This is a genomic window from Pseudomonas sp. 31-12 (genome assembly GCF_003151075.1).
Lineage (GTDB): Bacteria > Pseudomonadota > Gammaproteobacteria > Pseudomonadales > Pseudomonadaceae > Aquipseudomonas.
In genome coordinates this window covers 6167843-6190395 of the sequence record NZ_CP029482.1, presented here as the reverse complement: position 1 = coordinate 6190395, position 22553 = coordinate 6167843, and the positions used below count along the sequence as shown (strand labels likewise).

Sequence of the window (22553 nt, the reverse complement as noted above, 5' to 3'; positions counted from 1 at the left end):
GAATCGACAGGAAATTAATCATGGCTAAACCTGCTGCTCGTCCTCGTAAAAAAGTTAAAAAGACAGTGGTTGATGGCATTGCCCACATCCATGCTTCTTTTAACAACACAATCGTGACCATCACCGACCGTCAAGGCAACGCTCTTTCCTGGGCTACCTCCGGTGGTTCGGGTTTCCGCGGTTCCCGCAAGTCCACCCCGTTTGCTGCTCAAGTAGCTGCTGAACGTGCTGGTCAAGCTGCGCTGGAATACGGTCTGAAAAACCTCGACGTTAACGTCAAAGGTCCAGGCCCAGGTCGTGAATCTGCAGTCCGCGCTTTGAACGGCTGTGGCTACAAGATCGCCAGCATCACCGACGTGACGCCAATCCCGCACAACGGGTGCCGTCCGCCGAAGAAGCGCCGCGTGTAATCCAGGAGATTGTAAAGAATGGCTCGTTACATTGGTCCAAAATGCAAACTCGCTCGTCGCGAAGGCACCGATCTCTTTCTGAAGAGCGGCGTGCGCGCGATCGAATCGAAGTGCAACATCGAAGCAGCACCTGGTATCCACGGCCAACGCCGCGGTCGCCAGTCCGATTACGGCACCCAACTGCGTGAAAAGCAGAAGGTCCGTCGTATCTACGGCGTTCTCGAGCGTCAATTCAGCGGCTACTACAAAGAAGCTGCTGGCAAGAAAGGTGCAACCGGTGAAAACCTGCTGCAACTGCTCGAATGCCGTCTGGACAACGTTGTATACCGTATGGGTTTTGGCTCTACTCGTGCCGAATCCCGTCAGCTGGTATCGCACAAATCCGTCAGCGTTAACGGTCAGACCGTAAACGTACCGTCCTACCAGGTTCGTGCTGGTGACGTGGTCGCGATTCGCGAGAAAGCAAAGAACCAACTTCGCATTGTCCAAGCTCTCGATCTGTGTGCCCAACGTGGCCGCGTAGAATGGGTAGAAGTAGACACTGAGAAGAAGTCGGGCGTTTTCAAGAACGTTCCTGCTCGCAGTGATCTGTCCGCCGACATCAACGAAAGCCTGATTGTCGAGCTCTACTCCAAGTAAGGGCTAGAAAATAGGTGCATCCATGCAGATTTCGGTAAATGAGTTCCTGACACCCCGCCATATTGATGTGCAGGTTGTCAGTCCAACCCGCGCCAAGATCACTCTCGAGCCTCTCGAGCGTGGTTTCGGCCACACCCTGGGCAACGCGCTGCGACGCATCCTGTTGTCCTCAATGCCCGGCTGTGCAGTAGTCGAGGCCGAGATTGACGGTGTGCTCCATGAGTACAGCGCCATCGAAGGCGTACAGGAAGACGTAATTGAAATCCTGTTGAACCTTAAAGGTCTGGCTATCAAGCTGCACGGTCGTGACGAAGTTACGCTGACCTTGTCGAAGAAGGGTTCGGGGGTGGTTACCGCTGCCGATATTCAGCTGGATCATGATGTCGAGATCGTTAACCCCGATCACGTAATCGCTAACCTGGCGTCTAACGGCGCCCTGAACATGAAGCTCACCGTAGCTCGTGGTCGTGGTTATGAACCGGCAGACTCGCGTCAGAGCGATGAAGACGAAAGCCGCAGCATCGGTCGCTTGCAGCTTGACTCTTCGTTCAGCCCGGTTCGCCGTATCGCATACGTGGTGGAAAACGCCCGTGTCGAGCAGCGTACTAACCTGGACAAGCTGGTTATTGATCTGGAAACCAACGGTACCCTGGATCCTGAAGAGGCTATTCGCCGCGCTGCAACCATTCTGCAACAGCAGTTGGCTGCGTTCGTCGACCTCAAAGGTGACAGTGAGCCAGTGGTTGTTGAGCAGGAAGACGAGATCGATCCGATCCTGCTTCGCCCGGTTGACGATCTGGAACTGACTGTACGTTCGGCTAACTGCCTTAAGGCGGAAAACATCTACTACATCGGTGACCTGATTCAGCGTACCGAAGTAGAGCTGTTGAAGACTCCGAACCTTGGCAAGAAATCCTTGACTGAAATCAAGGACGTTCTGGCCTCCCGCGGTCTGTCCCTCGGCATGCGCCTCGACAACTGGCCGCCTGCAAGTCTTAAGAAGGACGACAAGGCGACTGCCTGATCGTCGTAATCACCGAACGTTGTGTTTGGTAAGGAATGAACCATGCGTCATCGTAAAAGTGGTCGTCACCTGAGCCGCACTAGCTCGCACCGCAAGGCCATGTTTCAAAACATGGCAGTGTCGCTGTTCGAGCACGAGCTGATCAAAACTACACTGCCGAAAGCTAAAGAACTGCGTCGCGTTGCTGAGCCGCTGATCACTTTGGCCAAGACAGACAGCCTGGCTAACCGCCGTCTGGCTTTCGACCGTACTCGTTCGAAGGCTATCGTTGGTAAGCTCTTCAACGACCTGGGCAAGCGTTACGCTACCCGTGAGGGTGGCTACCTGCGCATCCTCAAGTGCGGTTTCCGCACTGGCGACAACGCGCCTATGGCGTACGTCGAGTTGGTTGATCGTCCTGCCGGTGGTGAAGCTGTATCCGCTGAGTAAGATGTCAGTCTGAAACGAAAAACCGGGCCTAGTGCCCGGTTTTTTGTGCCTGAAATAAACCTATGTCTGATTGTCCATGCCTGCACATTACTAATATCGTCAGCCTCTGAAAGGGGGAGTATTAGTAATTTTCTATTGATGATCGCGAGTTAATGAATTAGTCAGTGTAACGTTCGTGATCAATACTCCCTCTCAGCCGATAGCCGGCAGTTAAAGACTGACAGAGGAAGAGATCGCATGAGTCAAAATAAAACGCTGACCACCGCCAGCGGCGCTCCTGTCGCCGACAACCAGAATTCCCGTTCCGCCGGCCCTCGAGGCCCGCTGCTGCTCGACGACTTCCACCTGATCGAGAAGCTTGCCCATTTCAACCGTGAAAACATCCCTGAGCGTCGTGTACACGCCAAAGGCTCGGGTGCTTACGGTACGTTTACCGTAACTCGCGACATCACCCAATACACCAGCGCCAAACTGTTTGAATCGGTCGGCAAGCAAACCCCGACGTTCCTGCGGTTTTCCACGGTAGGTGGCGAACGTGGTTCGGCGGATACTGAGCGCGACCCACGTGGCTTTGCCTTGAAGTTCTACACCGAAGAAGGTAACTGGGACATCGTCGGCAACAACACGCCCGTGTTCTTCATCCGTGATCCGCTGAAATTCCCAGACTTTATCCACACCCAAAAACGTCTGCCGCAAAGCAACCTGAAAAGCGCGCAGATGATGTGGGACTTCTGGTCGCACTCACCTGAGGCGTTGCACCAGGTCACCATTCTGTTTTCCGACCGTGGCATTCCCGACGGCTATCGTCACATGCACGGCTTCGGCAGCCACACTTACAGCCTGATCAGCGCCAATGGCGAGCGGCACTGGGTGAAATGGCACTATAAGACCAAGCAAGGCATCAAGAACCTGGCGCCTGCAGATGCAGCACGCTTGGCCGGTACCGATCCGGATTACGCGCAGCGTGACCTGTTCGGAGCGATTGAGCGCGGTGACTTCCCGAAATGGCGTGTGTGCATCCAGATCATGACCGAGGCCCAAGCCGCGACGCACTCCGAAAACCCGTTCGACGTGACCAAAACCTGGTCGCAGAAAGAGTTTCCGCTGATCGAAGTCGGAGAGCTGGAGCTCAACCGCAATCCGCAGAACTACTTTGCTGAAGTCGAGCAGGCGGCGTTCGGTCCGAGCAACATGGTCCCGGGTGTTGGTCTGTCGCCGGATCGCATGCTCCAGGGCCGTGTGTTCGCTTACGCCGACGCTCACCGCTACCGCATTGGCACCAACCATCAGCAGCTGCCTGTGAACGCGCCTCGCAGTCCGGTGAATAGCTACCAGCGCGATGGTTCGATGGCGTTCGGCAGCAATGGCGGTGCGGCACCAAACTATGAGCCGAACAGCTATGTCGATTCGCCAAAACAAGCGCCGCGCTACGCTGAGCCGGCTTTGGCATTGAGCGGCGCCGCTGACCGTTACGATCATCGCGAAGACACCGACTACTACAGCCACGCCGGTGCACTTTTCCGACTCATGAATGACGAGCAGAAAACTCTGTTGGTCAGCAACATTGCCGGCGCGATGGCTGGTGTTTCCAGTGATGTGGTTGATCGCCAGTTGCAGTATTTCTACAAGGCTGACCCGGCGTATGGAGAAGCAATCGCAAAGGCACTCAACGTACAGCTTAACGAAGTCTAAACGAGAAGCAGAACCGCCCTCATTTGGGCGGTTTTTGCGTTATTTGAATTGCTTTTCTCAGAATATCTTCGCTTTTATCGCGCGAACGGAGTGACCAAACAGTCGCCTTGGTTCAAACTACAGACTTTCAAGCAGGGAGATGTAGGGCGATGCAAGGCCACCCAGATGTAATCGATTACCTCAACACGTTGCTCACCGGCGAACTGGCGGCGCGTGATCAATATTTCGTCCATTCGCGGATGTATGAGGACTGGGGTTTCACCAAGCTCTACGAACGAATCAACCACGAGATGGAAGAAGAAGCAGGGCACGCCGATGCACTGATGCGCCGTATCCTGATGCTGGAAGGTACGCCGCGCATGCGTCCGGACGATCTCGACGTCGGCACCACGGTGCCTGACATGCTCGCTGCCGACCTGCGACTGGAATACAAAGTCCGCGCTGCGCTTTGCAAGGGCATCAAGCTCTGCGAGCAGCACAAGGACTATGTCAGCCGCGAGATGCTGCGTGTTCAATTGCATGACACCGAAGAAGACCACACCTACTGGCTTGAAAAGCAGATGGGTCTGATCAAGTTGATCGGTCTCGAGAACTACCTGCAGTCGCACGCCTGATTCCACCGGATACAAAAAAGCCCCTGTCACCGACAAAGTGACAGGGGCTTTTTCATGGCTGTGATTCAGGCCTTGTCGCGGGCCAGCAGCGGCTTGAGGTAGAAGCCGGTGTGAGACTGCTTCATCTCTGACACTTCTTCTGGCGTGCCGACAGCGATGATCTGTCCGCCCTTGGAGCCGCCTTCCGGCCCAAGGTCCACCAGCCAGTCGGCCGTCTTGATCACATCGAGGTTGTGCTCGATCACCACCACGGTGTTGCCGTGGTCGCGCAGTCGATGCAGCACATCCAGCAGTTGCTGAATATCCGCGAAGTGCAGGCCGGTGGTCGGCTCATCGAGGATGTACAGGGTCTTGCCGGTATCGCGCTTGGACAGCTCGCGGGACAGCTTCACCCGCTGGGCTTCACCCCCCGACAGCGTCGTCGCCGATTGTCCCAGCTTGATGTAGGACAGGCCTACATCCATCAACGTCTGAAGCTTGCGCGCCAGTGCCGGAACCGCATCAAAGAACACTCGCGCTTCCTCGATGGTCATCTCGAGGGTTTCGTGGATGCTCTTGCCCTTGTACTTGATCTCAAGGGTTTCGCGGTTGTAGCGCTTGCTCTTGCAGACGTCGCACGGGACATAGATGTCCGGCAGGAAGTGCATTTCCACCTTGATCAGGCCATCGCCCTGACACGCTTCGCAGCGTCCGCCCTTCACGTTGAAGGAGAAGCGGCCTGGGCCGTAACCACGGGAGCGAGATTCCGGCACACCCGCGAACAATTCACGAATCGGCGTGAACAGCCCGGTGTAGGTCGCCGGGTTGGAGCGCGGCGTACGGCCGATCGGGCTCTGGTCGATGTCGACGACCTTATCCAGATGCTCCAGGCCCTTGATGCTGTCGTGAGCGGCAGCCTCAAGCGTCGTTGCGCCATTGAGTGCCGTGGCGCTCAAGGGAAACAGAGTGTTGTTGATGAGCGTCGACTTGCCCGAGCCGGACACACCGGTGACGCACGTCAACAGACCAATCGGAATGTCCAGGTCGACATTGCGCAAGTTGTTGCCGCGAGCGCCCTTGAGGGACAGCGACAACTTCTTGTTACGCGGTGTGCGTTTGGCTGGAACCGCAATCTTCACCCGGCCCGACAGATACTTGCCGGTCAACGAATCAGGGTGAGCCATGACCTCGGCCGGCGTACCTTCGGCGACAATATGCCCACCGTGGACACCCGCGCCCGGCCCAATGTCGACCACATAGTCCGCGAGGCGAATGGCATCTTCGTCGTGTTCGACCACGATCACTGTGTTGCCGATGTCACGCAGGTGCTTGAGCGTGCCGAGCAACCGATCGTTATCACGTTGATGCAGGCCGATCGACGGCTCATCGAGGATGTACAGAACCCCCACAAGGCCGGCGCCAATCTGACTGGCCAGACGAATCCGCTGAGCTTCACCGCCGGACAAGGTGTCGGCACTGCGGTCCAGTGAAAGATAGTCGAGACCCACGTTGACCAGGAACTGCAGGCGCTCGCGGATTTCCTTGAGGATCTTGTCGGCAATTTCTCCGCGGCGGCCGGTCAGCTTCAATACGCCGAAATATTCACACGCATCGCCAATCGGCAGATTGGTCACCGCCGGCAGCGTCTTCTCGCCCACCCAGACGTGCCGCGCCTCACGACGCAGGCGCGTGCCGCGGCAATCCGGGCAATGCTGGGTGCTGAGGAACTTGGCCAGCTCTTCACGCACCGAAGCCGACTCGGTTTCGCGGTAGCGGCGTTCGAGGTTCGGCACGATGCCTTCGAACGGGTGCGAGCGTTTGACGATGTCGCCGCGGTCGTTCAGGTATTTGAAGTCGACGTTTTGCGAACCGCTGCCGTGCAGGATGAATTTCTGCTGATCGGCCGGCAGGTCGTTGAACGGCACTTCGAGGCTGAACTTGTAGTGTGAGGCCAGCGACCCGAGCATCTGGAAGTAATAGACGTTACGCCTGTCCCAGCCGCGAATCGCGCCCTCGGCCAGCGTCAGCTCGCCGTTCACCAGGCGCTTGATGTCGAAGAACTGCTTGACCCCCAGTCCATCGCACGTCGGGCAAGCGCCCGCCGGGTTGTTGAAGGAGAACAGCTTGGGTTCGAGTTCGCTAATGGCATGACCGCAGATCGGGCAGGCGAAGCGCGCGGAGAAGATGATCTCTTCGCCGGGCTCGTCGTCCATCGGCGCTACCAGCGCAATGCCGTCCGCCAGCTTCAGTGCGGTCTCGAACGACTCGGCCAGGCGCTGTTGCAGGTCGGCGCGAACCTTGAAGCGGTCAACCACGACATCGATCGAGTGCTTCTTCTGTTTATCCAGCTTCGGCAACTCGTCCAGCTCGCAGAGCCGGCCGTTGACCCGCGCCCGGACAAAACCCTGGGCACGCAGTTCTTCGAAGACCGACAGATGCTCGCCTTTACGCTCGCGAATCACCGGGGCCAACAGCATCAGCTTGCTGCCCTCCGGCTGGGCGAGGACGAGGTCGACCATCTGGCTGACGGTCTGCGCTTCCAGCGGAATGTCGTGATCCGGGCAGCGCGGAATACCCACGCGTGCGTAAAGCAGGCGCAGGTAGTCGTAGATTTCGGTGATGGTGCCGACCGTCGAGCGCGGGTTGTGCGAGGTCGACTTCTGTTCGATGGAAATGGCTGGCGACAAACCTTCGATGGTGTCGACGTCAGGCTTTTCCATCATCGACAAAAACTGCCGGGCATAGGCCGACAGCGATTCGACGTAGCGGCGCTGGCCTTCGGCGTACAGCGTGTCAAACGCCAGGGACGATTTGCCGGATCCGGACAGGCCGGTGATGACGATCAGTTTGTCCCGTGGCAGGGTCAGGTCGATGTTCTTCAGGTTGTGGGTTCGGGCCCCACGAATCAGGATCTTGTCCAAAGTGGCCTCGCTTGGCGGGCGTCGAAAACGTAGGAGTATACGGCCAAATACTGGATGGATGCACACTATCAAACGAGCGGATTTGTGTCTTACATGAAGAGTCTGTCAGCGGAGCGCGTCAAAGCGTCGCGATATACCCCGTCAATCGATGGGACTGGTAGAATCGCCGCCGGTTCACATGAGGTTTTTCCATGCACGATCCCCACAGCGAACGCATGAGTGGCAGTGAGACGCGCGCAGCAAGCGGTCTGGCCCTGGTGTTCGCCTTCCGTATGCTTGGCATGTTCATGGTGTTGCCGGTACTGGCGACCTATGGGATGGATCTGGCAGGGGCGACCCCGGCCCTCATCGGGCTGGCGATTGGCGCTTACGGCCTGACCCAGGCGATTTTCCAGATTCCTTTCGGCTTCATTTCCGACCGCATCGGCCGCCGTCCGGTTATTTATCTCGGGCTGATCATCTTCGCCCTCGGCAGCGTGCTGGCGGCCAATGCCGATTCGATCTGGGGCGTCATCGCCGGACGGATCCTGCAAGGCGCCGGGGCGATTTCCGCTGCGGTGATGGCGCTGCTGTCAGACCTGACCCGGGAACAGCATCGGACCAAAGCCATGGCTATGATCGGCATGACGATTGGTCTGTCGTTCGCTGTCGCCATGGTGGTAGGACCGTTGCTGACCCGCGCCTTCGGTCTGTCCGGGTTATTCTTCGCCACGGGTGGCATGGCGCTGTTCGGCATTGTGATTGTGATGTTCATGGTGCCGCGTTCCACCGGCCCGTTGCAGCACCGTGAATCCGGCGTCGCGCGTTCGGCGCTGATCCCGACGCTCAAGCATCCGGACCTGTTGCGCCTGGACCTGGGCATTTTTGTGTTGCACGCGATGTTGATGTCGAGCTTCGTTGCCTTGCCCCTGGCCCTGGTCGAAAAAGCCGGGTTGCCCAAAGAGCAGCACTGGTGGGTCTACCTGACCGCGCTGCTGGTCTCCTTCTTCGCCATGATCCCGTTCATTATCTACGGCGAGAAGAAACGCAAAATGAAACGAGTTTTATTGGGCGCGGTGCTGACGCTGATGCTCACTGAGCTATTCTTCTGGCAGTTCGGCGATAGCCTGCGAGCTCTGGTGATCGGGACGGTGGTGTTCTTTACCGCGTTCAACTTGCTCGAAGCTTCGTTGCCATCGCTGATCAGCAAGGTTTCACCGGCAGGCGGCAAAGGCACGGCGATGGGGGTTTATTCCACCAGCCAATTCCTCGGTTCGGCGCTGGGCGGGATCCTCGGCGGCTGGCTTTTCCAGCATGGCGGTTTGTCGGTTGTATTCCTCGGATGCGCCGGCCTGGCTGCCCTCTGGCTGGCCTTTGCTGTTACCATGCGCGAACCACCTTATGTCACGAGCCTGCGCTTGCCGTTGTCGCCCGAGGCGATCCGCGAAGCGGGTCTGGTTGAGCGCCTGAAGGCCGTCGTAGGGGTAACAGATGCGGTAGTCGTTGCTGATGAAGCGGCGATTTACATCAAATTGGACACAGAACTATTGGATCGCACCACCCTTGAGCGCCTGGTGAACAACCCGGCCGAGGCAGCGTGCGTAGCCTAGGAGAACGTTATGGCCCGTGGGGTTAACAAAGTCATATTGGTCGGCACTTGCGGCCAGGATCCCGAAGTTCGCTACTTGCCTAACGGTAACGCCGTGACCAACCTGAGTCTGGCGACCAGCGAACAGTGGACCGACAAGCAAACCGGTCAGAAGGTCGAGAAGACCGAATGGCACCGTGTTTCGATGTTCGGCAAGGTGGCCGAGATCGCCGGTGAATACCTGCGTAAAGGTTCGCAGGTCTACATCGAAGGCAAACTGCAGACCCGCGAGTGGGAAAAAGACGGTATCAAGCGTTACACCACTGAAATCGTGGTCGACATGCAAGGCACCATGCAACTGCTCGGCGGTCGTCCACAACAGGGCGACCAACAAGGCGGGGGCAATAACTATCAGCAGTCTGCCCCGGCTCCACGCCAGCAGGCGCCGCGTCCGCAGCAGTCGGCACCGCAACAGTCGCGTCAGGCTCCGGCTCCACAGCAGGCTGCTCCGCAGCCAGCACCGGATTTCGACAGCTTTGATGACGATATCCCGTTCTGAGAAGCAGCTACTCGATAAGTGACACCAAAAAAAGCGAAGCCATTAATCCGGCTTCGCTTTTTTGTGGGCACTGTTAAAGGGATAACGTCGTGACGTTGGCCCGCGCGGTGTGCAGTTTTTTGTAGCTCTCGATAAGGCGCAGGTGTCTGTCGAGCCCCTCCAGCTTCATGCTGGTCGGCGTCAAGCCATGGAAGCGCACGCTACCGTCCACCGAGCCGATCGCTGCATCCGTGCGCTCGTTGCCAAACATCCGACGGAAATTGGCCTCGTAGTCTTCCAGTTCCAGGTCTTCGTCCAGCTTCATCTCCAGCACCACATTGACAGCCTGGTAGAACAAGCCGCGCTCAACGGTGTTGTCGTTGTACTGCAGGAACATTTCCACCGCCTCTTTCGCCTCTTCATATTGCTGCAAGGCGAGATAGATCAGCAGCTTCAACTCCAGGATCGTCAGCTGACCCCAGGCCGTATTGTCATCAAATTCGATGCCGATCAAGGAGGTGATATCGGTGTAGTCGTCCAGCTCACTTTCCACCAGACGTTCAACCAGCGCTTGCAGTTCGTCGTCGTCCAGGCGATGCAGGTTCAAGATATCGGCGCGGAAGAACAGTGCTTTGTTGGTGTTATCCCAGATCAGATCGTCTGCGGGATAGATTTCCGAATAGTCCGGCACCAGGATGCGGCAGGCCGTTGCACCAATGTGCTCATACACCGCCATATACGCTTCTTTGCCCATGCCCTCGAGAATGCCGAACAGCGTTGCGGCTTCGTCGGTATTCGAGTTTTCTCCCTGGCCGGAGAAGTCCCACTCCACGAATTCGTAATCGGACTTGGAGCTGAAGAAGCGCCACGACACCACGCCGCTGGAGTCGATGAAGTGCTCGACGAAGTTGTTCGGCTCGGTCACCGCATGACCTTCAAACGTCGGTTGTGGCAAATCGTTGAGGCCTTCGAAGCTGCGGCCCTGGAGCAATTCGGTCAGGCTGCGTTCGAGCGCCACTTCCAGGCTCGGGTGCGCGCCGAACGAGGCGAACACACCGCCGGTACGCGGGTTCATCAATGTGACGCACATCACCGGGAATTCACCGCCCAGGGACGCGTCCTTCACCAATACGGGGAAACCCTGTTCTTCCAGCGCCTGAATACCGGCCAGGATACCGGGGTATTTCGCCAGCACATCGGCCGGCACATCGGGCAATGCAAATTCACCTTCGATGATTTCGCGTTTGACCGCGCGTTCGAAGATCTCCGACAGGCACTGCACCTGGGCTTCGGCCAGCGTGTTGCCGGCACTCATGCCGTTGCTCAGGAACAGGTTTTCGATCAGGTTGGACGGGAAATACACCACCTCGCCGTCGGACTGGCGCACGAACGGCAGCGAGCAGATGCCGCGCTCTTCATTGCCGGAGTTGGTGTCGATCAGGTGGGAACCGCGCAGCTCGCCGTCGCGGTTGTAAATCTTCAGGCAGTACGCGTCGAGGATTTCCGTCGGCAGTTCATCTTTACGGCCAGGCTTGAACCAGCGTTCGTCCGGGTAATGCACAAACGCTGCGTTGGCGATGTCTTCGCCCCAGAACTGGTCGTTGTAGAAGAAGTTGCAGTTGAGTCGCTCGATAAACTCGCCCAACGCCGATGCCAGTGCGCTTTCCTTGGTCGAACCCTTGCCGTTGGTAAAGCACATCGGCGAGTGCGCATCGCGGATATGCAGCGACCACACATTGGGCACGATATTGCGCCACGAGGCGATTTCAATCTTCATGCCCAGGTCCGCCAGAATGGCCGACATATTGGCGATGGTTTGCTCCAGCGGCAGATCCTTGCCCGCGATGTAAGTGCTCGCCTCTGAACTGGACGCCGGCATCAGCAATGCCTGGGCATCGGCGTCGAGGTTGTCCACCTCTTCGATCACAAACTCCGGCCCGGCCTGCACCACTTTTTTCACGGTGCAACGGTCGATGGAGCGCAGGATGCCCTGGCGATCCTTGTCGGAGATGTCCGCCGGCAACTCGACCTGGATCTTGAAAATCTGGTTGTAACGGTTTTCCGGGTCAACAATGTTGTTCTGCGACAGCCGGATGTTATCCGTGGGGATATTGCGCGTGCTGCAGTACAACTTCACAAAGTAAGCGGCGCACAACGCTGACGACGCCAGGAAGTAGTCGAACGGACCCGGTGCCGAGCCATCGCCCTTGTAGCGGATAGGTTGATCGGCCACCACCGTGAAGTCATCGAACTTGGCTTCAAGTCGAAGGTTGTCGAGAAAGTTGACCTTGATTTCCATGGGGGATTACCAGAATAACGGCTAGACGATTGGCCGCCATTATCCGGCATTTCAGCCGTAAGTCTTGCGAGCGTCTTGCGATATGTCCCCAACGGGCCTTTTTTAGTGGTCAGTCGAGTATCAGATGCGGCAAGAACCGGCTCGAATCCTTGGTGATCAGGCTGTTGTCCTCTCGCACACCGATCCCCGCCGCCTGATCGCCGATCACCCAGGAGCCAATCAGCGTAAAGCTGTCGCCAAACTGCGGAAGCGGCGCGAATTCCTGAAGGATAAACGGCGCATCGGTGTAGGGGCCGTCCTCTTTCACGATCAGACCGTCAGCGGTTTGCAGCTCGATGTTGGCACCTTCCCGCGAGAAGAACGGCTTGCGCACCCAGCCCTTCGGCACTGCTTTGTTCGGGTCAGCATCCAGGTGCGCCGCGAGCAGGTTCGGGTGACCTTTGTTGAATTCCCACAACAGCGGCAGGATGCCTTTGTTGGAGATGATGGATTTCCACGCCGGCTCGAAAAACTGCGTATCACTCTGGGCAATCGCGGCACCAAAGGGCTCGTGGAAGATGAACTCCCAAGCGTGCAGCTTGAACAGGTGAGGAATCCAGCGTTCTTCGAGATCGACGAAACGTCCGTCACTGGTCAGGCCGATGTCTTCGATATCGATGTGGCGTGATTCGATGCCGACCTTTTCCGCCACCAGCCGCAGGTAATCGGTGGTGCCCTTGTCTTCGACCGAGTCTTTCATCGAGGCGAAGTAGAAAGGCTGCTTGAGCTGCAATTGCGCGAAGGCCTGATGCAGTTTGGTGTCGATGCTGTTGAACTGGTCGGCATGCTTGGGCAGCACGCCGCGTTCGATGCATTGCTCCAGCCAGCCCCACTGAAACGCCGCCGCCTCATACAGGCTCGTCGGCGTGTCGTAGTTGAGTTCCAGCAACTTGGCGGGACCGGTGCCGTTGTAGGAGAAGTCCATGCGCCCGTACAGGTGCGGGTGACCTTCAAGCCATGAGGTGCGGACCATGTCGAAGAATGGCGCGGGAATGCTCAGGCGCTCCAGCAACTCCTCGCTCTGCACCACGCGGGCCACCAGATCCAGGCACATCTCATGAATCTCGGTGGTCGGGTCTTCGAGATCGTTCTCGATCTGCTTGAGCGTGAACTGGTAATACGCGCTCTCGTCCCAGTAAGGTTCGTTGTCGATGGTATGGAACATAAAGCCGAGACTCTCGGCCGTCTGCTTCCAGTCAGGACGTTCTGCGCATTGGATCTTCTTCATGGCCCGGTTTCCTTAACTGCTCGATCCGCCGCCGCCCCAGCCGCTGCGTGCGCTGGCCTTGCTGCCGAAGCCGCCACGGGAGGTGGACGAGGAAACGGAAACCGGCTTGCTGGTAGAAGAACGGACCGAGTCGGCGTAGTTGCTGCTGCCGTACCGCGCCTGATTGGACTTGGTGAACGTCGAGCCCTTGGCAATCCGCTGGCTGAGCGTCGAGTTCGAGTAGCTGCCGCGATCATCGCGATAGCGGTACACCGGCTCGGAGTAATAGCTGTTGCGGTTGCTGCTCAGCATGTTGCCGATCAGCAGGCCGGTCAGCAGGCTGCTGGTGGAGAAGCCCGAGCCCCCAGTGTTCGCCGTTTCCGAGGCAGGTAACTGCGCCTTGGCCGCGTCCACCTGGGATTGCGTCACCTGGCCATCGGCGGTCAGTTCGAAACCGCCGAGCTTGGGGATGAACTTGCCGGCGGAATCCTGCTGGCACCAGTCGGCGACAAAGTCGGCATCGCAATCGGCCTGGCTGTCGTACACCGGCGCAATGCGGCGATGCTCGGCCATGGCCGTCATGTAGGCGTCCGAGCAGACGTCCACCGGAAGCTTTTCATCGGCGCACTGCTGAACGGACTGGAAGTTGTATTTCTTCTGCACCGCGTAGGTTTTTTCCGTCGGCCCGCAGCCGGATATCGCCATGGCGACCGACGCTGCCAGCGAAAGCTGAACGTACTTGCTTCGTTTCATCGGGATCTCCGGGCGCAATCAGTTCTGGGAAGGGGTCATGCACGCGGCGTTCAACATGCCGACGCTGATGGCCACGGCTGCGACGTAGATGCCGGCCGCGATTTCACCTTTCTTGATGCGTTCCGAGGTGCCTTTGAGCACCAGGCTGGTGACCAGAAACGCCAGCAGTTGCACGAGGGCCGCGATCACTGCCCAGACAACGAAGTCGAGGATACTGATCGAGTACGCAATCACGTTGCTCGCCGGAATGGCGAAGCCGATGACGGCGCCGCCCAGGGCAATTGCAGCGGCTACGTTGCCCGAACGGATCAGTTCGAATTCCTTGTGCGGGGTGATGCGGGTGTAGATGAACTGAAACAGCGCGAACAAAACCGCGGCGCCGAGAATGTACGAAACAAATCCGAACACGGCGGCCTTGTTCAGGGAGATGGAGAGTGCTTCTAGCATGGACTTCTTCCTTTTTTAAAACGTATTCAGGTCGGTTGTGTACAGCGAGATGCCTAGCGACGTACTCAAGCTGATGGTGCCTTCGGCGTCTTCCTCAACGGAAAACAGCAGGAACTCCCGGCGATCGGTCAGGCCGGTTTCGCGGGCGTACAGCATCGAACGGTGCTCGATGCCGTAGGACTCCTCCGGATTTTTCAGCTGTTCGCTCAACGCCACCAATTCTGTCTGGCCATTCTCGGTGCCCCATTCGCGGGTGTATTCGACGCCGTTATGGGTGTAGGTCGGCAGCCCGATCAGGCTTTGCGGACCGGCCAATCGGCGCAGCTCCGCTTCACTGCTGATGGTGATGTAACTGAGGTAGTTGAACAGGATCACCGACTCGACCTGCCCGGCAATTTCGCCGGTGGTGTGTACCTGCAGCCAGTAGTCTTCGTCGTTCATGTAATAGCGCGACAGCCAGGTCGACTGCCCGAGATCGACGGTGCCGTTGCTCCAGATCTGCTGGGAACCCGGGATGGTCACCGTGGTGTTGCCGTCGAGCAACAATCTCAGGGAGGTGTCGAACATCACGCCCTTGCCCAATCCGAGGCCCAATGGGCCGGTGGCAGGTGGCGGGGTTTCGTTGGCGGTCCATTTCGACTCTGGCGTCGCGTTCGGGGCCTCAAGCCCCATCAACTGTTTAAACCATCCCATTGGAGATTTCCTTGAGGCGAGTGGAGGCGATGTAGAAGAGTTCGCCGCCCTCAACGCGGGTGGCGCCGGGCGGGTTGATCGACGGTTGTCGGGCGCCCTTGGCGCGATAGCCGATGAGCGTGGCGTTGTGATGTTCTTTCATCCGTGTGTACAGATCGCCAAACGTCGCTTCAAAGGCCTCGGGCAGTTTCATCAGGTATTGGGTGGCGCCTTGACCCACGCACAACAGTTCATTGATGACCACTGACGAGCCCGGATCCTGAGACGCGCGCACCAACATCTCGATGGCCATGCTTGAGGTGCATTCCAGGCTGGGCGCGTAGGCGCTGGCGAGCGCTGCGACTTCACTGTCATTGAAGTGGGCGACCACATGCCCGACAGGCTTCAGTTGATTGACCGCCAGCACGGTGGCCAGGGTCAGGTCGTCTGAATGAGTTCGCACCAGAACGCGTTCGGCACCGGGAACGCCGGCGCGCAGCAACAACGCCACGGAGGACAGGCTTTCACCTTTAATGAAGCTGGCTTTGCCCGGCATCGGGTTTTCTTCAAGGGTGCAATCGCAAATGACGATCAGGTTGTCGTTCGAGGTTTCGTCCTGAAGCAACAATTCAATGACCCGCTCGCTGGACGCGCCTTCCCAGCCGATGAGAACCGTATGGCCGACCTTGCCGGTGAAATCGCCTTTGCCCTTCATGCCTTTTCTCCATGCATCGATGACGCTGCTGGTGGTTTTGCCGATGGCTGCCGTCAGCAGCGCAATGCCCCCGAGCATGACCCAGGTGGCCACGAAAATCCGTCCCGCCGCTGTCTGCGGCGCAAGATCGCCATAGCCGACGGTGAGTGTGGTGGTCAGATAGAAGTAAGTAAACGTGGCGGGGGCGGTGAGGTGTTGTTCGCCCAGGAGCACCAGGCCCAGATACGCCGTGATCAGGTGGACGCCCAAGGCAATGACCAGACCTGCCCAGCCGAAACGGTGGAAGAGGGACGAGGCATACATGCGCAATAAAAGGAAAATCGACATTTCGTCCCTGACTCCGTGGGTACTTGTTCCTGGCGACTTCATCGCCTCGGCGTCTCAATGCACAAGTGCGTTCAACCGGCGGCATTAAACCTGCTGCGCGGCGCCGAGAAAAGTACCTTGGCTGCAATAAATCCGGCGAGTGCACCAAACAGGTGACCTTCGAAGGAAACACCCTGGCGAGGCAGGAAGCCAAAAATCAGCCCGCCGTAGAGCAAGGCAACGACGCCGGCCGTTATCAGGTTGCCCCAGCTCCTGTGAAACCAGGCGCGGGACAAGAGGTACGCCCACAGTCCGAATACCCAGCCGCTGGCGCCGATGTGTACGCCTGCAAAGCCGAACAGCCAGACCAGTGCGCCGCCCAGCAGAATAATGATCGCGCTGACCGCAATGAACCGGTTGAGTCCTTCGATGATGACCAGGGTGCCCAGTATCAAAAAGGCAATCAGGTTCGCGCTCAGGTGCGCAAAGGAAGCGTGCAGGAAAGGCGAGGTGATGATGCCGAGCAGACCGTGCACGGTTCTCGGGATCAGGCCGAAGGCCATGAGGCTGTAGCCGGTCGCGACGTTGAACAGTTGCAACGCGACCATGACGAGCGCCAAGCCTGCGATTGTCTTGAAACCCTTCAGGGCATCCATCCTTGACCTCGACGTAATAAAGAAGGGCAACGAATTAACGAAATCCCTGTGGGAGCGGGCAAGCCCGCTCCCACAGGTTCCGCAGCTTTTGGCATCAGGGAAATGAATACCAAGCTGCAGTGTTGCCTGGGTTGCTTACTCAGCCGATTTTTTCTTCAGGCGTTCCAGAATCGCATTGGCGCTGCCTTCGTTCGGCGTGATGCCGGCGTCGCGCAGTTTGCGTTCCAGGTCAGTACCGGTCGAGGCATCGGCCAGTTGGTCCTGAGCTTCCAGTTCAGCCGCGCGTTGCTGCTGCTTGGCCTGCAGGCGGTTCAATGTACCGACAGCGGTTTCCAGCTTGCCGTTGGCGCCGCCACTGGCGATCGAAGCACTGACCTGGGCTTTCTGTACGCTTTCGCGCGCCTTGGCCATGTCGACTTGCTGGCGCAGGCTTTTGATGCGGTTTTCAGCCTTGGTGATGTCTTTGCGCATGTTTTCAGCGTAACCGCCGAATTCAGTGGCCTGCTTTTGCTCGACGTCCAGCTCGTTGGTCAGGGTCGAAATGGCTTCGGCCACTTCCAGTGCCAGGTCTTCACGGTTGGCCTGGATCGCGGCCAGGGCCTTGGATTCCAGGTCCTTGATCTTGGCGTTGTACTCGCTGACGCGGTCAGCCGACAGTTTGTGCTTGGCCATGATGGTGACCAGTTCACGTTTGGCGTTGGCCAGGGCGCTGTCCGCATCGCGAATTTCCTGGTCGAGGATGCGCAGGGCCTGTTGGTCGACGATCGATTCGCCAACTTCAGTGGCACCGCCACGCAGCGCGGTGAACAATTTGCTCCAGATGGACTGAGTCATTGGATATTTCCTGATACCGAATAATTAATTGAAGAAACGTTCGAAGGCTTCGCTGGCGCGCTGGACGTTATCGACCAGGGTTTTCACCTCGGTCACGATGTTCGTCAGGCTGGAGTCGGAGCTCAGGGCGCCGAACATGTTGTAGACAATCTGCCCGTTCGGCATGGACTCGATACCGATCGAGGACAGCGGGAACATCTCCCGGCTGCGCAGCACGGCGTCATTGAAGGCCGGCACGTCGTTGATAGACTCGATGTCGACCAGAACGGTATCGACGATGATCTGCTCGCCCACCACCGCGATGTAAATCGGCAAGCCACCGAAATCGTTCATTTCCAGCTTGATGCTGGATTCGGAGCCTTGAACGAGAGAAAGCGTGATGTCGTTCGAAACCACTTCGTCCAGGGCCTGAAGGGCGCTGAAGAGGCGATCAATGTTCCAGTTTGTACCTGCGCTCATGTAATTCTCCGACATGAATGAGCCAGCCAGAATCGGTTGGCGAAGCTGTTTCTCCATCTGCTTGAGCAGGCTTCGGTTTTCGGGAAGCACCCAAGTCTCGTGTTTCACATAACCGGCGGCACCCAGGCCCGCGCGCATCTGCTTCATGTAAAAGCTCGATGGTTTTTTCGCGGACGGTTTCGCGCGCTCTCCCTTGCGGCTTGCTGAATCGGTCTCGGGCCCGGTTGGGGGGCTCGATGGAGAGCTGCTTTTCATGGGGCTGACCTCGATGTGAAAAACTCACGCGTGGGAAACACTACAGGCAATTTTTGCCACTCTCAATAGCTCACGCGTGAGATTTTTTGCATTACTTTTTTCGGCCAGCCAAAAGGGCCCGCAGCGCTCAAGCGCGGCGGGCCCTTTTCGGAAGTTGATCAATCAGTTAGGAGGTTAGCGGCCGGCCGCCAGGAATTCGTCAGTGGAAATCACGTTCGCATAGGCGAAACCCAGGGCCGACATGAAGGCGGCGTGAACGTGGGCGGCGGGCACTGTGACGCCGTTGAATTCCAGGTCGCGTGAGGCACAGGCGTCGTGGATCACGGTGACGGTGTAGCCGAAATCGGCCGCGGCGCGGGTGATGCCATCGACGCACATGTGGCTCATGCTGCCGACGACCACCAGTTCCTTGATGCCTTGCTCGTCGAGGATCGATTTGAGTTCGGTTTCACGGAACGAGTTGACGAAGTGCTTGAGCACCACCGGCTCGTCGGCACGGTTCAGGACTTTGGGGTGCAGCTTCGCGCCTTCCGAACCCGGGGTGAAGAAAGGGGCTTCGTCAGAGGTGAATTCGTGACGGATGTGCACCACCGAATCACCAGCATCACGAAAGGCTTTGAGCAAACGGACGGCGTTGTCGGCGGCAGCATCGGCACCGACCAGCGGCCACTTGCCTTGGGAGAAGTAGTCGTTTTGGATATCGACTACGATGAGTGCTTGCTTGGCCATGGCTGTTTCCTCGAAATGTGTGTGTTGGGTGTGGAACGAAGTATTGGCTCTGGCAGGCCGTCAGGGGATTGGCCGCACCGACAATAGAAGGGGGAAAACTGACAATGGATGCACAAAGGGCAATCGCCGAACTCGGCGTGCTGATTTATCCCGGCGCGCAGATGGCGGCGGTGCACGGGTTGACCGATCTGTTCGGCGTGGCCAACCGGATTGCCGCCGAGCATCAGTCTGCGCAGTTGCCGTTGCTGCGGGTCAGCCATTGGCAGGTTGATGGCGAGCAGCCGCCGGAGCGGATCTACGACAGTCATCCAGCGCCGGACCGCGCCTTGGTGGCGGTGTTGATTCCGCCGTCGATCGCAGGGTTTTCCGAAGGCCAGGCACCGCAGGCGTTGATCGACTGGATGCGTCAGCAACATGCGCAGGGCGCGACGCTCGGTGGCATCTGCGTGGGCTCGATTCTGTTGGCGGAAAGCGGTTTGCTCGACGGCCGCAGCGCCACCACCCACTGGACCTCGGCCAAAACCTTCGCCGAGCGTTATCCGGCGATCAAGCTCAAGGCCGATACGCCCATTGTCGACGACGGCGACTTGATCACCACCGCCGGGCTGATGGCCTGGTCCGAGCTGGGGTTGCGTTTGGTAGATCGTCTGCTCGGTCCGAGCATCGCCACCGGCACTGCGCGTTTTCTGGTGGTGGAACACAGCGACAGCGCGAGTGAATGCGGTAGCAATTTTTCGCCGATTCTCAGCCATGGCGACGCGTCGATTCTCAAGGTTCAGCATTGGCTGCAAAGCACCGGGGCGACCGATGTGTCGTTGCCGGCGATGGCCGAGCGGGCAGGGCTGGAAGAACGCACGTTCCTGCGCCGCTTCCGCGCGGCGACCGGGTTGAAACCCACCGAGTATTGCCAGCACCTGCGGGTCGGCAAGGCGCGGGAAATGCTCGAATTCACCAACGGCACCATCGACCACATCGCGTGGACCGTGGGCTATCAGGACCCTGGTGCATTTCGGGCGACGTTCAAGAAAATTACCGGGCTGGCGCCGAGTGATTACCGGTCACGGTTCGGCGTGACGCCCACTGCCGCAACCCGGTAGTTGTAACACCCCAATCCCCTGTGGGAGCGAGCCTGCTCGCGATAGCGGTGTGTCAGACAAATTAATGTGACTGACGCACCGCTATCGCGAGCAGGCTCGCTCCCACAGGGGATCAGTGGAAGGCCGGGATCGTGCAAAATGCCGGAGTCGCCGATGGGCGTCGTGCAGAATCGAGCAGGCGTCGTGCCATTACGATTCCTGCAACCGACTGAATTCAAGGCCATTTCGATCAAGCCGGCCTTGGCTTGATCTCTGCACCCCTTCAACTACATTCATCAAAAGCCGACTGAAGGGGGACGCATGACCCCAACAAACCGCAAGAAACTGGTGGTTGCCCACTCGGTCCGCCCCGAGGCGCCCCAGCACGAAGTCGAAACCAATCGCGCACTCGCCCGCTGGCTGGCGCAAATCCTCGGGCTCAAGTTCGGTGGCAGCTACGATCCCGAACTTCATAACGGCCGCGATCTTTATCTCTTGCCGACCCAGACCCTGGTCGGCGTCGCTGCCGCCCGGGCATTGGGCGTCACGGGGCCGGAGGATATGTGGGGCGGCTACGTCGATCACGATTTCATCTGCACCAAAGCCATCAGCCACGGGTTGCGCAACAAAAATGCGCACGCCCCGGAAGGCTGGTCACCGTTGTTTTCCGAACGCGTACGCAGCGTGGTGCTCGATGGCCTCAGCGTGTTCTCGTTCGACGATGCGCGACCGGCGGCTGAGCATTTGCTCTACACCGGACCGATCCGCATCAAGCCGATTCATGCCTGCGCCGGACGAGGCCAGGAAGTGATCAAAAGCCTCGATCAGTTCGATGCGATTCTGGCTCGTCCCGATGCCAAGGCGCTGTTCAACGAAGGCGTGGTGCTTGAGCAGGATCTCGACAAAGTGATCACCCACAGCGTCGGCCAGAGCTTTATCGGCGGCAGGGTGCTGAGTTATTGCGGCGATCAATACTTGACCGAAGACGGTCAGGGCGAGCAGGTTTATGGAGGTTCCAATCTGCTGGTGGTGCAAGGTTATTACGAAGACCTGCTGAAACTGGACCTGCCTGACGATGTGCGCCTGGCGATCCAGCAAGCGCAAGTGTTCGACAGTGCCGCAGACGAGGCCTACCCCGGTTTCTATGCCTCGCGCCGCAACTATGACATCGCCCAAGGCCTGGACAGCAATGGCCAACAGCGAAGCGGTGTGCTCGAACAGTCCTGGCGCATGGGCGGTGCCAGCAGTGCCGAAGTGGCGGCGTTGCAGAGCTTCGTCAACGACCCCGGAATGCGCGCGATTAGCGTGTCTTCGGTGGAAACCTACATCGACCAGCCGCTGCCGGCGGACGCCATTGAGGTGTATCGCGGACCGGCGCAAAACAGTGACTTTCTTCTCAAGTACGTAACGGTCAAATCCTATGACGGCTAGAAGCGAAACCATTCAGATCGACATCGACGATGAACAAATGAGCGGGACATTTCTGAGCCCCAAATCGAAAGTCCCCGGCGTGTTGTTTGTGCACGGTTGGGGCGGCAGCCAGGAGCGGGACCTGGAACGGGCCAAAGGCATCGCCGGTCTGGGGTGCGTGTGCCTGACGTTCGACTTGCGCGGGCACACCGGCGGCACCGGTATTCCGCTCACTCGCGTCACCCGTGAAGACAACCTGCGCGATTTGCTGGCGGCGTACGACCGCTTGCTCGCCCACCCGGCGCTCGACACCTCCGCCATTGCGGTGGTCGGCACCAGCTATGGCGGTTATCTGGCCTCGATCCTGACTTCGTTGCGCCCGGTGCGCTGGCTGGCGCTGCGGGTGCCGGCGCTGTATCGCGACGATGAATGGCACACGCCCAAGCGTGAACTGGACAAGGCGGATTTGCGCGATTACCGCAACACGCTGGTACGCGCCGACAGCAATCGCGCCCTGCATGCGTGCTCGCAATTCACCGGGGATGTGCTGCTTGTGGAGTCCGAGACCGACGACTTCGTGCCTCACGCAACGATCATGAGCTACCGCGCCGCGTGCCAGCAGACGCATTCGCTGACGCACCGGATTATCGACGGCGCCGATCACGCGTTGAGCGAGCCGGTTTCGCAGCAGGCCTATACGTCAATTCTGGTGGACTGGATTACCGAGATGGTCGTGGGCGAGCGGTTGAGCATTATTCAGTCGAAATGAGTGGTGGTCTTGCGGACGCCATCGCGGGCAAGCCCGCTCCCACAGGGTCTCTGGTGAACACACTATTTGTAACACCGCAGAACCTTGTGGGAGCGGGCTTGCCCGCGATGGCGT

Annotated in this window: 22 protein-coding genes; 11 read left to right on the top strand and 11 right to left on the bottom strand. The window is 58.5% G+C overall.

Going from position 1 to position 22553, the window contains the following annotated elements; genetic code table 11:
- Positions 1–20: 20 nt before the first annotated feature.
- From rpsK to bfr, 6 genes are all read left to right on the top strand, one after another.
- A complete protein-coding gene (gene rpsK, locus DJ564_RS29250; RefSeq protein WP_002555466.1) occupies positions 21–410 on the top strand; it encodes a 30S ribosomal protein S11 in 390 nt (129 codons plus the stop codon).
- 18 nt (positions 411–428) lie between these two features.
- Complete coding sequence (rpsD, locus tag DJ564_RS29245) at positions 429–1049, top strand: 30S ribosomal protein S4 (protein ID WP_003210056.1); 621 nt, start codon at positions 429–431, stop codon at positions 1047–1049.
- A gap of 22 nt (positions 1050–1071) precedes the next feature.
- On the top strand, positions 1072–2073 hold the full coding sequence (rpoA, locus tag DJ564_RS29240) for a DNA-directed RNA polymerase subunit alpha (protein WP_003186012.1): 1002 nt from the start codon (positions 1072–1074) through the stop codon (positions 2071–2073).
- Between the two features lie 42 nt (positions 2074–2115).
- Positions 2116–2502 (top strand): 50S ribosomal protein L17, encoded by a 387-nt coding sequence (gene rplQ, locus DJ564_RS29235; RefSeq protein ID WP_008145500.1) that lies wholly within the window; start codon positions 2116–2118, stop codon positions 2500–2502.
- A 237-nt stretch (positions 2503–2739) separates the two neighbouring features.
- Positions 2740–4194 (top strand): catalase, encoded by a 1455-nt coding sequence (locus DJ564_RS29230; RefSeq protein ID WP_109635257.1) that lies wholly within the window; start codon positions 2740–2742, stop codon positions 4192–4194.
- Positions 4195–4343: 149 nt separating this feature from the next.
- The gene (gene bfr, locus DJ564_RS29225; RefSeq protein ID WP_007943775.1) at positions 4344–4808 is read left to right on the top strand and encodes a bacterioferritin; all 465 of its coding nucleotides are present in this window, start codon (positions 4344–4346) and stop codon (positions 4806–4808) included.
- 65 nt (positions 4809–4873) lie between these two features.
- Here bfr and uvrA read toward each other — a convergent pair whose 3' ends face one another.
- Positions 4874–7708, bottom strand: a complete 2835-nt coding sequence (gene uvrA, locus DJ564_RS29220) for an excinuclease ABC subunit UvrA (RefSeq protein ID WP_109635255.1) — start codon at positions 7706–7708, stop codon at positions 4874–4876.
- 191 nt (positions 7709–7899) lie between these two features.
- Between uvrA and DJ564_RS29215 the strand changes: the two genes are divergently transcribed.
- Both DJ564_RS29215 and DJ564_RS29210 read left to right on the top strand, forming a co-directional pair.
- Entirely contained in the window at positions 7900–9297 is a 1398-nt protein-coding gene (locus DJ564_RS29215) for an MFS transporter (RefSeq protein WP_109635253.1), read from the top strand.
- Between the two features lie 9 nt (positions 9298–9306).
- Positions 9307–9834 carry a single-stranded DNA-binding protein gene (locus DJ564_RS29210; protein WP_016969466.1) on the top strand — a complete coding sequence of 176 codons (528 nt, stop codon included), beginning with the start codon at positions 9307–9309 and terminating at the stop codon, positions 9832–9834.
- A 73-nt stretch (positions 9835–9907) separates the two neighbouring features.
- Here the strand turns inward: DJ564_RS29210 and DJ564_RS29205 are convergent, their stop codons facing one another.
- The 10 genes from DJ564_RS29205 to DJ564_RS29160 form a co-directional block, all read right to left on the bottom strand.
- On the bottom strand, positions 9908–12112 hold the full coding sequence (locus tag DJ564_RS29205; protein ID WP_109635251.1) for an OsmC domain/YcaO domain-containing protein: 2205 nt from the start codon (positions 12110–12112) through the stop codon (positions 9908–9910).
- Positions 12113–12221: 109 nt separating this feature from the next.
- The gene (locus DJ564_RS29200; RefSeq protein ID WP_109635249.1) at positions 12222–13379 is read right to left on the bottom strand and encodes a glutathionylspermidine synthase family protein; all 1158 of its coding nucleotides are present in this window, start codon (positions 13377–13379) and stop codon (positions 12222–12224) included.
- A 12-nt stretch (positions 13380–13391) separates the two neighbouring features.
- The gene (locus DJ564_RS29195; RefSeq protein ID WP_109635248.1) at positions 13392–14111 is read right to left on the bottom strand and encodes a DUF1190 domain-containing protein; all 720 of its coding nucleotides are present in this window, start codon (positions 14109–14111) and stop codon (positions 13392–13394) included.
- 18 nt (positions 14112–14129) lie between these two features.
- On the bottom strand, positions 14130–14558 hold the full coding sequence (locus DJ564_RS29190) for a DUF350 domain-containing protein (RefSeq protein ID WP_109635246.1): 429 nt from the start codon (positions 14556–14558) through the stop codon (positions 14130–14132).
- Positions 14559–14573: 15 nt separating this feature from the next.
- Complete coding sequence (locus tag DJ564_RS29185) at positions 14574–15251, bottom strand: DUF2491 family protein (protein ID WP_109635244.1); 678 nt, start codon at positions 15249–15251, stop codon at positions 14574–14576.
- Complete coding sequence (locus DJ564_RS29180; RefSeq protein ID WP_109635242.1) at positions 15238–16272, bottom strand: ion channel; 1035 nt, start codon at positions 16270–16272, stop codon at positions 15238–15240. The genes DJ564_RS29185 and DJ564_RS29180 overlap by 14 nt, the downstream gene beginning before the upstream one ends.
- Before the next feature lie 71 nt (positions 16273–16343).
- Complete coding sequence (locus tag DJ564_RS29175) at positions 16344–16907, bottom strand: rhomboid family intramembrane serine protease (protein WP_109635241.1); 564 nt, start codon at positions 16905–16907, stop codon at positions 16344–16346.
- A gap of 135 nt (positions 16908–17042) precedes the next feature.
- Complete coding sequence (locus DJ564_RS29170) at positions 17043–17741, bottom strand: PspA/IM30 family protein (RefSeq protein ID WP_109635239.1); 699 nt, start codon at positions 17739–17741, stop codon at positions 17043–17045.
- A gap of 24 nt (positions 17742–17765) precedes the next feature.
- Entirely contained in the window at positions 17766–18347 is a 582-nt protein-coding gene (locus tag DJ564_RS29165) for a YjfI family protein (RefSeq protein WP_010467297.1), read from the bottom strand.
- Positions 18348–18629: 282 nt separating this feature from the next.
- The gene (locus tag DJ564_RS29160) at positions 18630–19184 is read right to left on the bottom strand and encodes a cysteine hydrolase family protein (RefSeq protein WP_109635237.1); all 555 of its coding nucleotides are present in this window, start codon (positions 19182–19184) and stop codon (positions 18630–18632) included.
- 104 nt (positions 19185–19288) lie between these two features.
- Between DJ564_RS29160 and DJ564_RS29155 the strand changes: the two genes are divergently transcribed.
- From DJ564_RS29155 to DJ564_RS29145, 3 genes are all read left to right on the top strand, one after another.
- On the top strand, positions 19289–20281 hold the full coding sequence (locus DJ564_RS29155; protein ID WP_109635236.1) for a GlxA family transcriptional regulator: 993 nt from the start codon (positions 19289–19291) through the stop codon (positions 20279–20281).
- 300 nt (positions 20282–20581) lie between these two features.
- The gene (locus DJ564_RS29150; RefSeq protein WP_109635234.1) at positions 20582–21691 is read left to right on the top strand and encodes a DUF3182 family protein; all 1110 of its coding nucleotides are present in this window, start codon (positions 20582–20584) and stop codon (positions 21689–21691) included.
- Complete coding sequence (locus DJ564_RS29145) at positions 21681–22439, top strand: S9 family peptidase (RefSeq protein ID WP_109635233.1); 759 nt, start codon at positions 21681–21683, stop codon at positions 22437–22439. Before DJ564_RS29150 ends, DJ564_RS29145 begins: the two co-directional genes overlap by 11 nt.
- Positions 22440–22553 lie beyond the last annotated feature (114 nt).

Coding starts and splice junctions, on each gene's coding strand:
- DJ564_RS29215 (WP_109635253.1), top strand. CDS start 7,900: ATGCACGATCCCCACAGCGAACGCATGAGTGGCAGTGAGACGCGCGCA.
- DJ564_RS29185 (WP_109635244.1), bottom strand. CDS start 15,251: ATGGGATGGTTTAAACAGTTGATGGGGCTTGAGGCCCCGAACGCGACG.
- DJ564_RS29190 (WP_109635246.1), bottom strand. CDS start 14,558: ATGCTAGAAGCACTCTCCATCTCCCTGAACAAGGCCGCCGTGTTCGGA.
- DJ564_RS29175 (WP_109635241.1), bottom strand. CDS start 16,907: ATGGATGCCCTGAAGGGTTTCAAGACAATCGCAGGCTTGGCGCTCGTC.
- rpsK (WP_002555466.1), top strand. CDS start 21: ATGGCTAAACCTGCTGCTCGTCCTCGTAAAAAAGTTAAAAAGACAGTG.
- DJ564_RS29200 (WP_109635249.1), bottom strand. CDS start 13,379: ATGAAGAAGATCCAATGCGCAGAACGTCCTGACTGGAAGCAGACGGCC.
- DJ564_RS29210 (WP_016969466.1), top strand. CDS start 9,307: ATGGCCCGTGGGGTTAACAAAGTCATATTGGTCGGCACTTGCGGCCAG.
- DJ564_RS29230 (WP_109635257.1), top strand. CDS start 2,740: ATGAGTCAAAATAAAACGCTGACCACCGCCAGCGGCGCTCCTGTCGCC.
- rpsD (WP_003210056.1), top strand. CDS start 429: ATGGCTCGTTACATTGGTCCAAAATGCAAACTCGCTCGTCGCGAAGGC.
- rpoA (WP_003186012.1), top strand. CDS start 1,072: ATGCAGATTTCGGTAAATGAGTTCCTGACACCCCGCCATATTGATGTG.
- DJ564_RS29160 (WP_109635237.1), bottom strand. CDS start 19,184: ATGGCCAAGCAAGCACTCATCGTAGTCGATATCCAAAACGACTACTTC.
- DJ564_RS29205 (WP_109635251.1), bottom strand. CDS start 12,112: ATGGAAATCAAGGTCAACTTTCTCGACAACCTTCGACTTGAAGCCAAG.
- DJ564_RS29195 (WP_109635248.1), bottom strand. CDS start 14,111: ATGAAACGAAGCAAGTACGTTCAGCTTTCGCTGGCAGCGTCGGTCGCC.
- DJ564_RS29150 (WP_109635234.1), top strand. CDS start 20,582: ATGACCCCAACAAACCGCAAGAAACTGGTGGTTGCCCACTCGGTCCGC.
- DJ564_RS29145 (WP_109635233.1), top strand. CDS start 21,681: ATGACGGCTAGAAGCGAAACCATTCAGATCGACATCGACGATGAACAA.
- DJ564_RS29170 (WP_109635239.1), bottom strand. CDS start 17,741: ATGACTCAGTCCATCTGGAGCAAATTGTTCACCGCGCTGCGTGGCGGT.
- bfr (WP_007943775.1), top strand. CDS start 4,344: ATGCAAGGCCACCCAGATGTAATCGATTACCTCAACACGTTGCTCACC.
- rplQ (WP_008145500.1), top strand. CDS start 2,116: ATGCGTCATCGTAAAAGTGGTCGTCACCTGAGCCGCACTAGCTCGCAC.
- DJ564_RS29180 (WP_109635242.1), bottom strand. CDS start 16,272: ATGTCGATTTTCCTTTTATTGCGCATGTATGCCTCGTCCCTCTTCCAC.
- DJ564_RS29165 (WP_010467297.1), bottom strand. CDS start 18,347: ATGAAGCAGATGCGCGCGGGCCTGGGTGCCGCCGGTTATGTGAAACAC.
- DJ564_RS29155 (WP_109635236.1), top strand. CDS start 19,289: ATGGATGCACAAAGGGCAATCGCCGAACTCGGCGTGCTGATTTATCCC.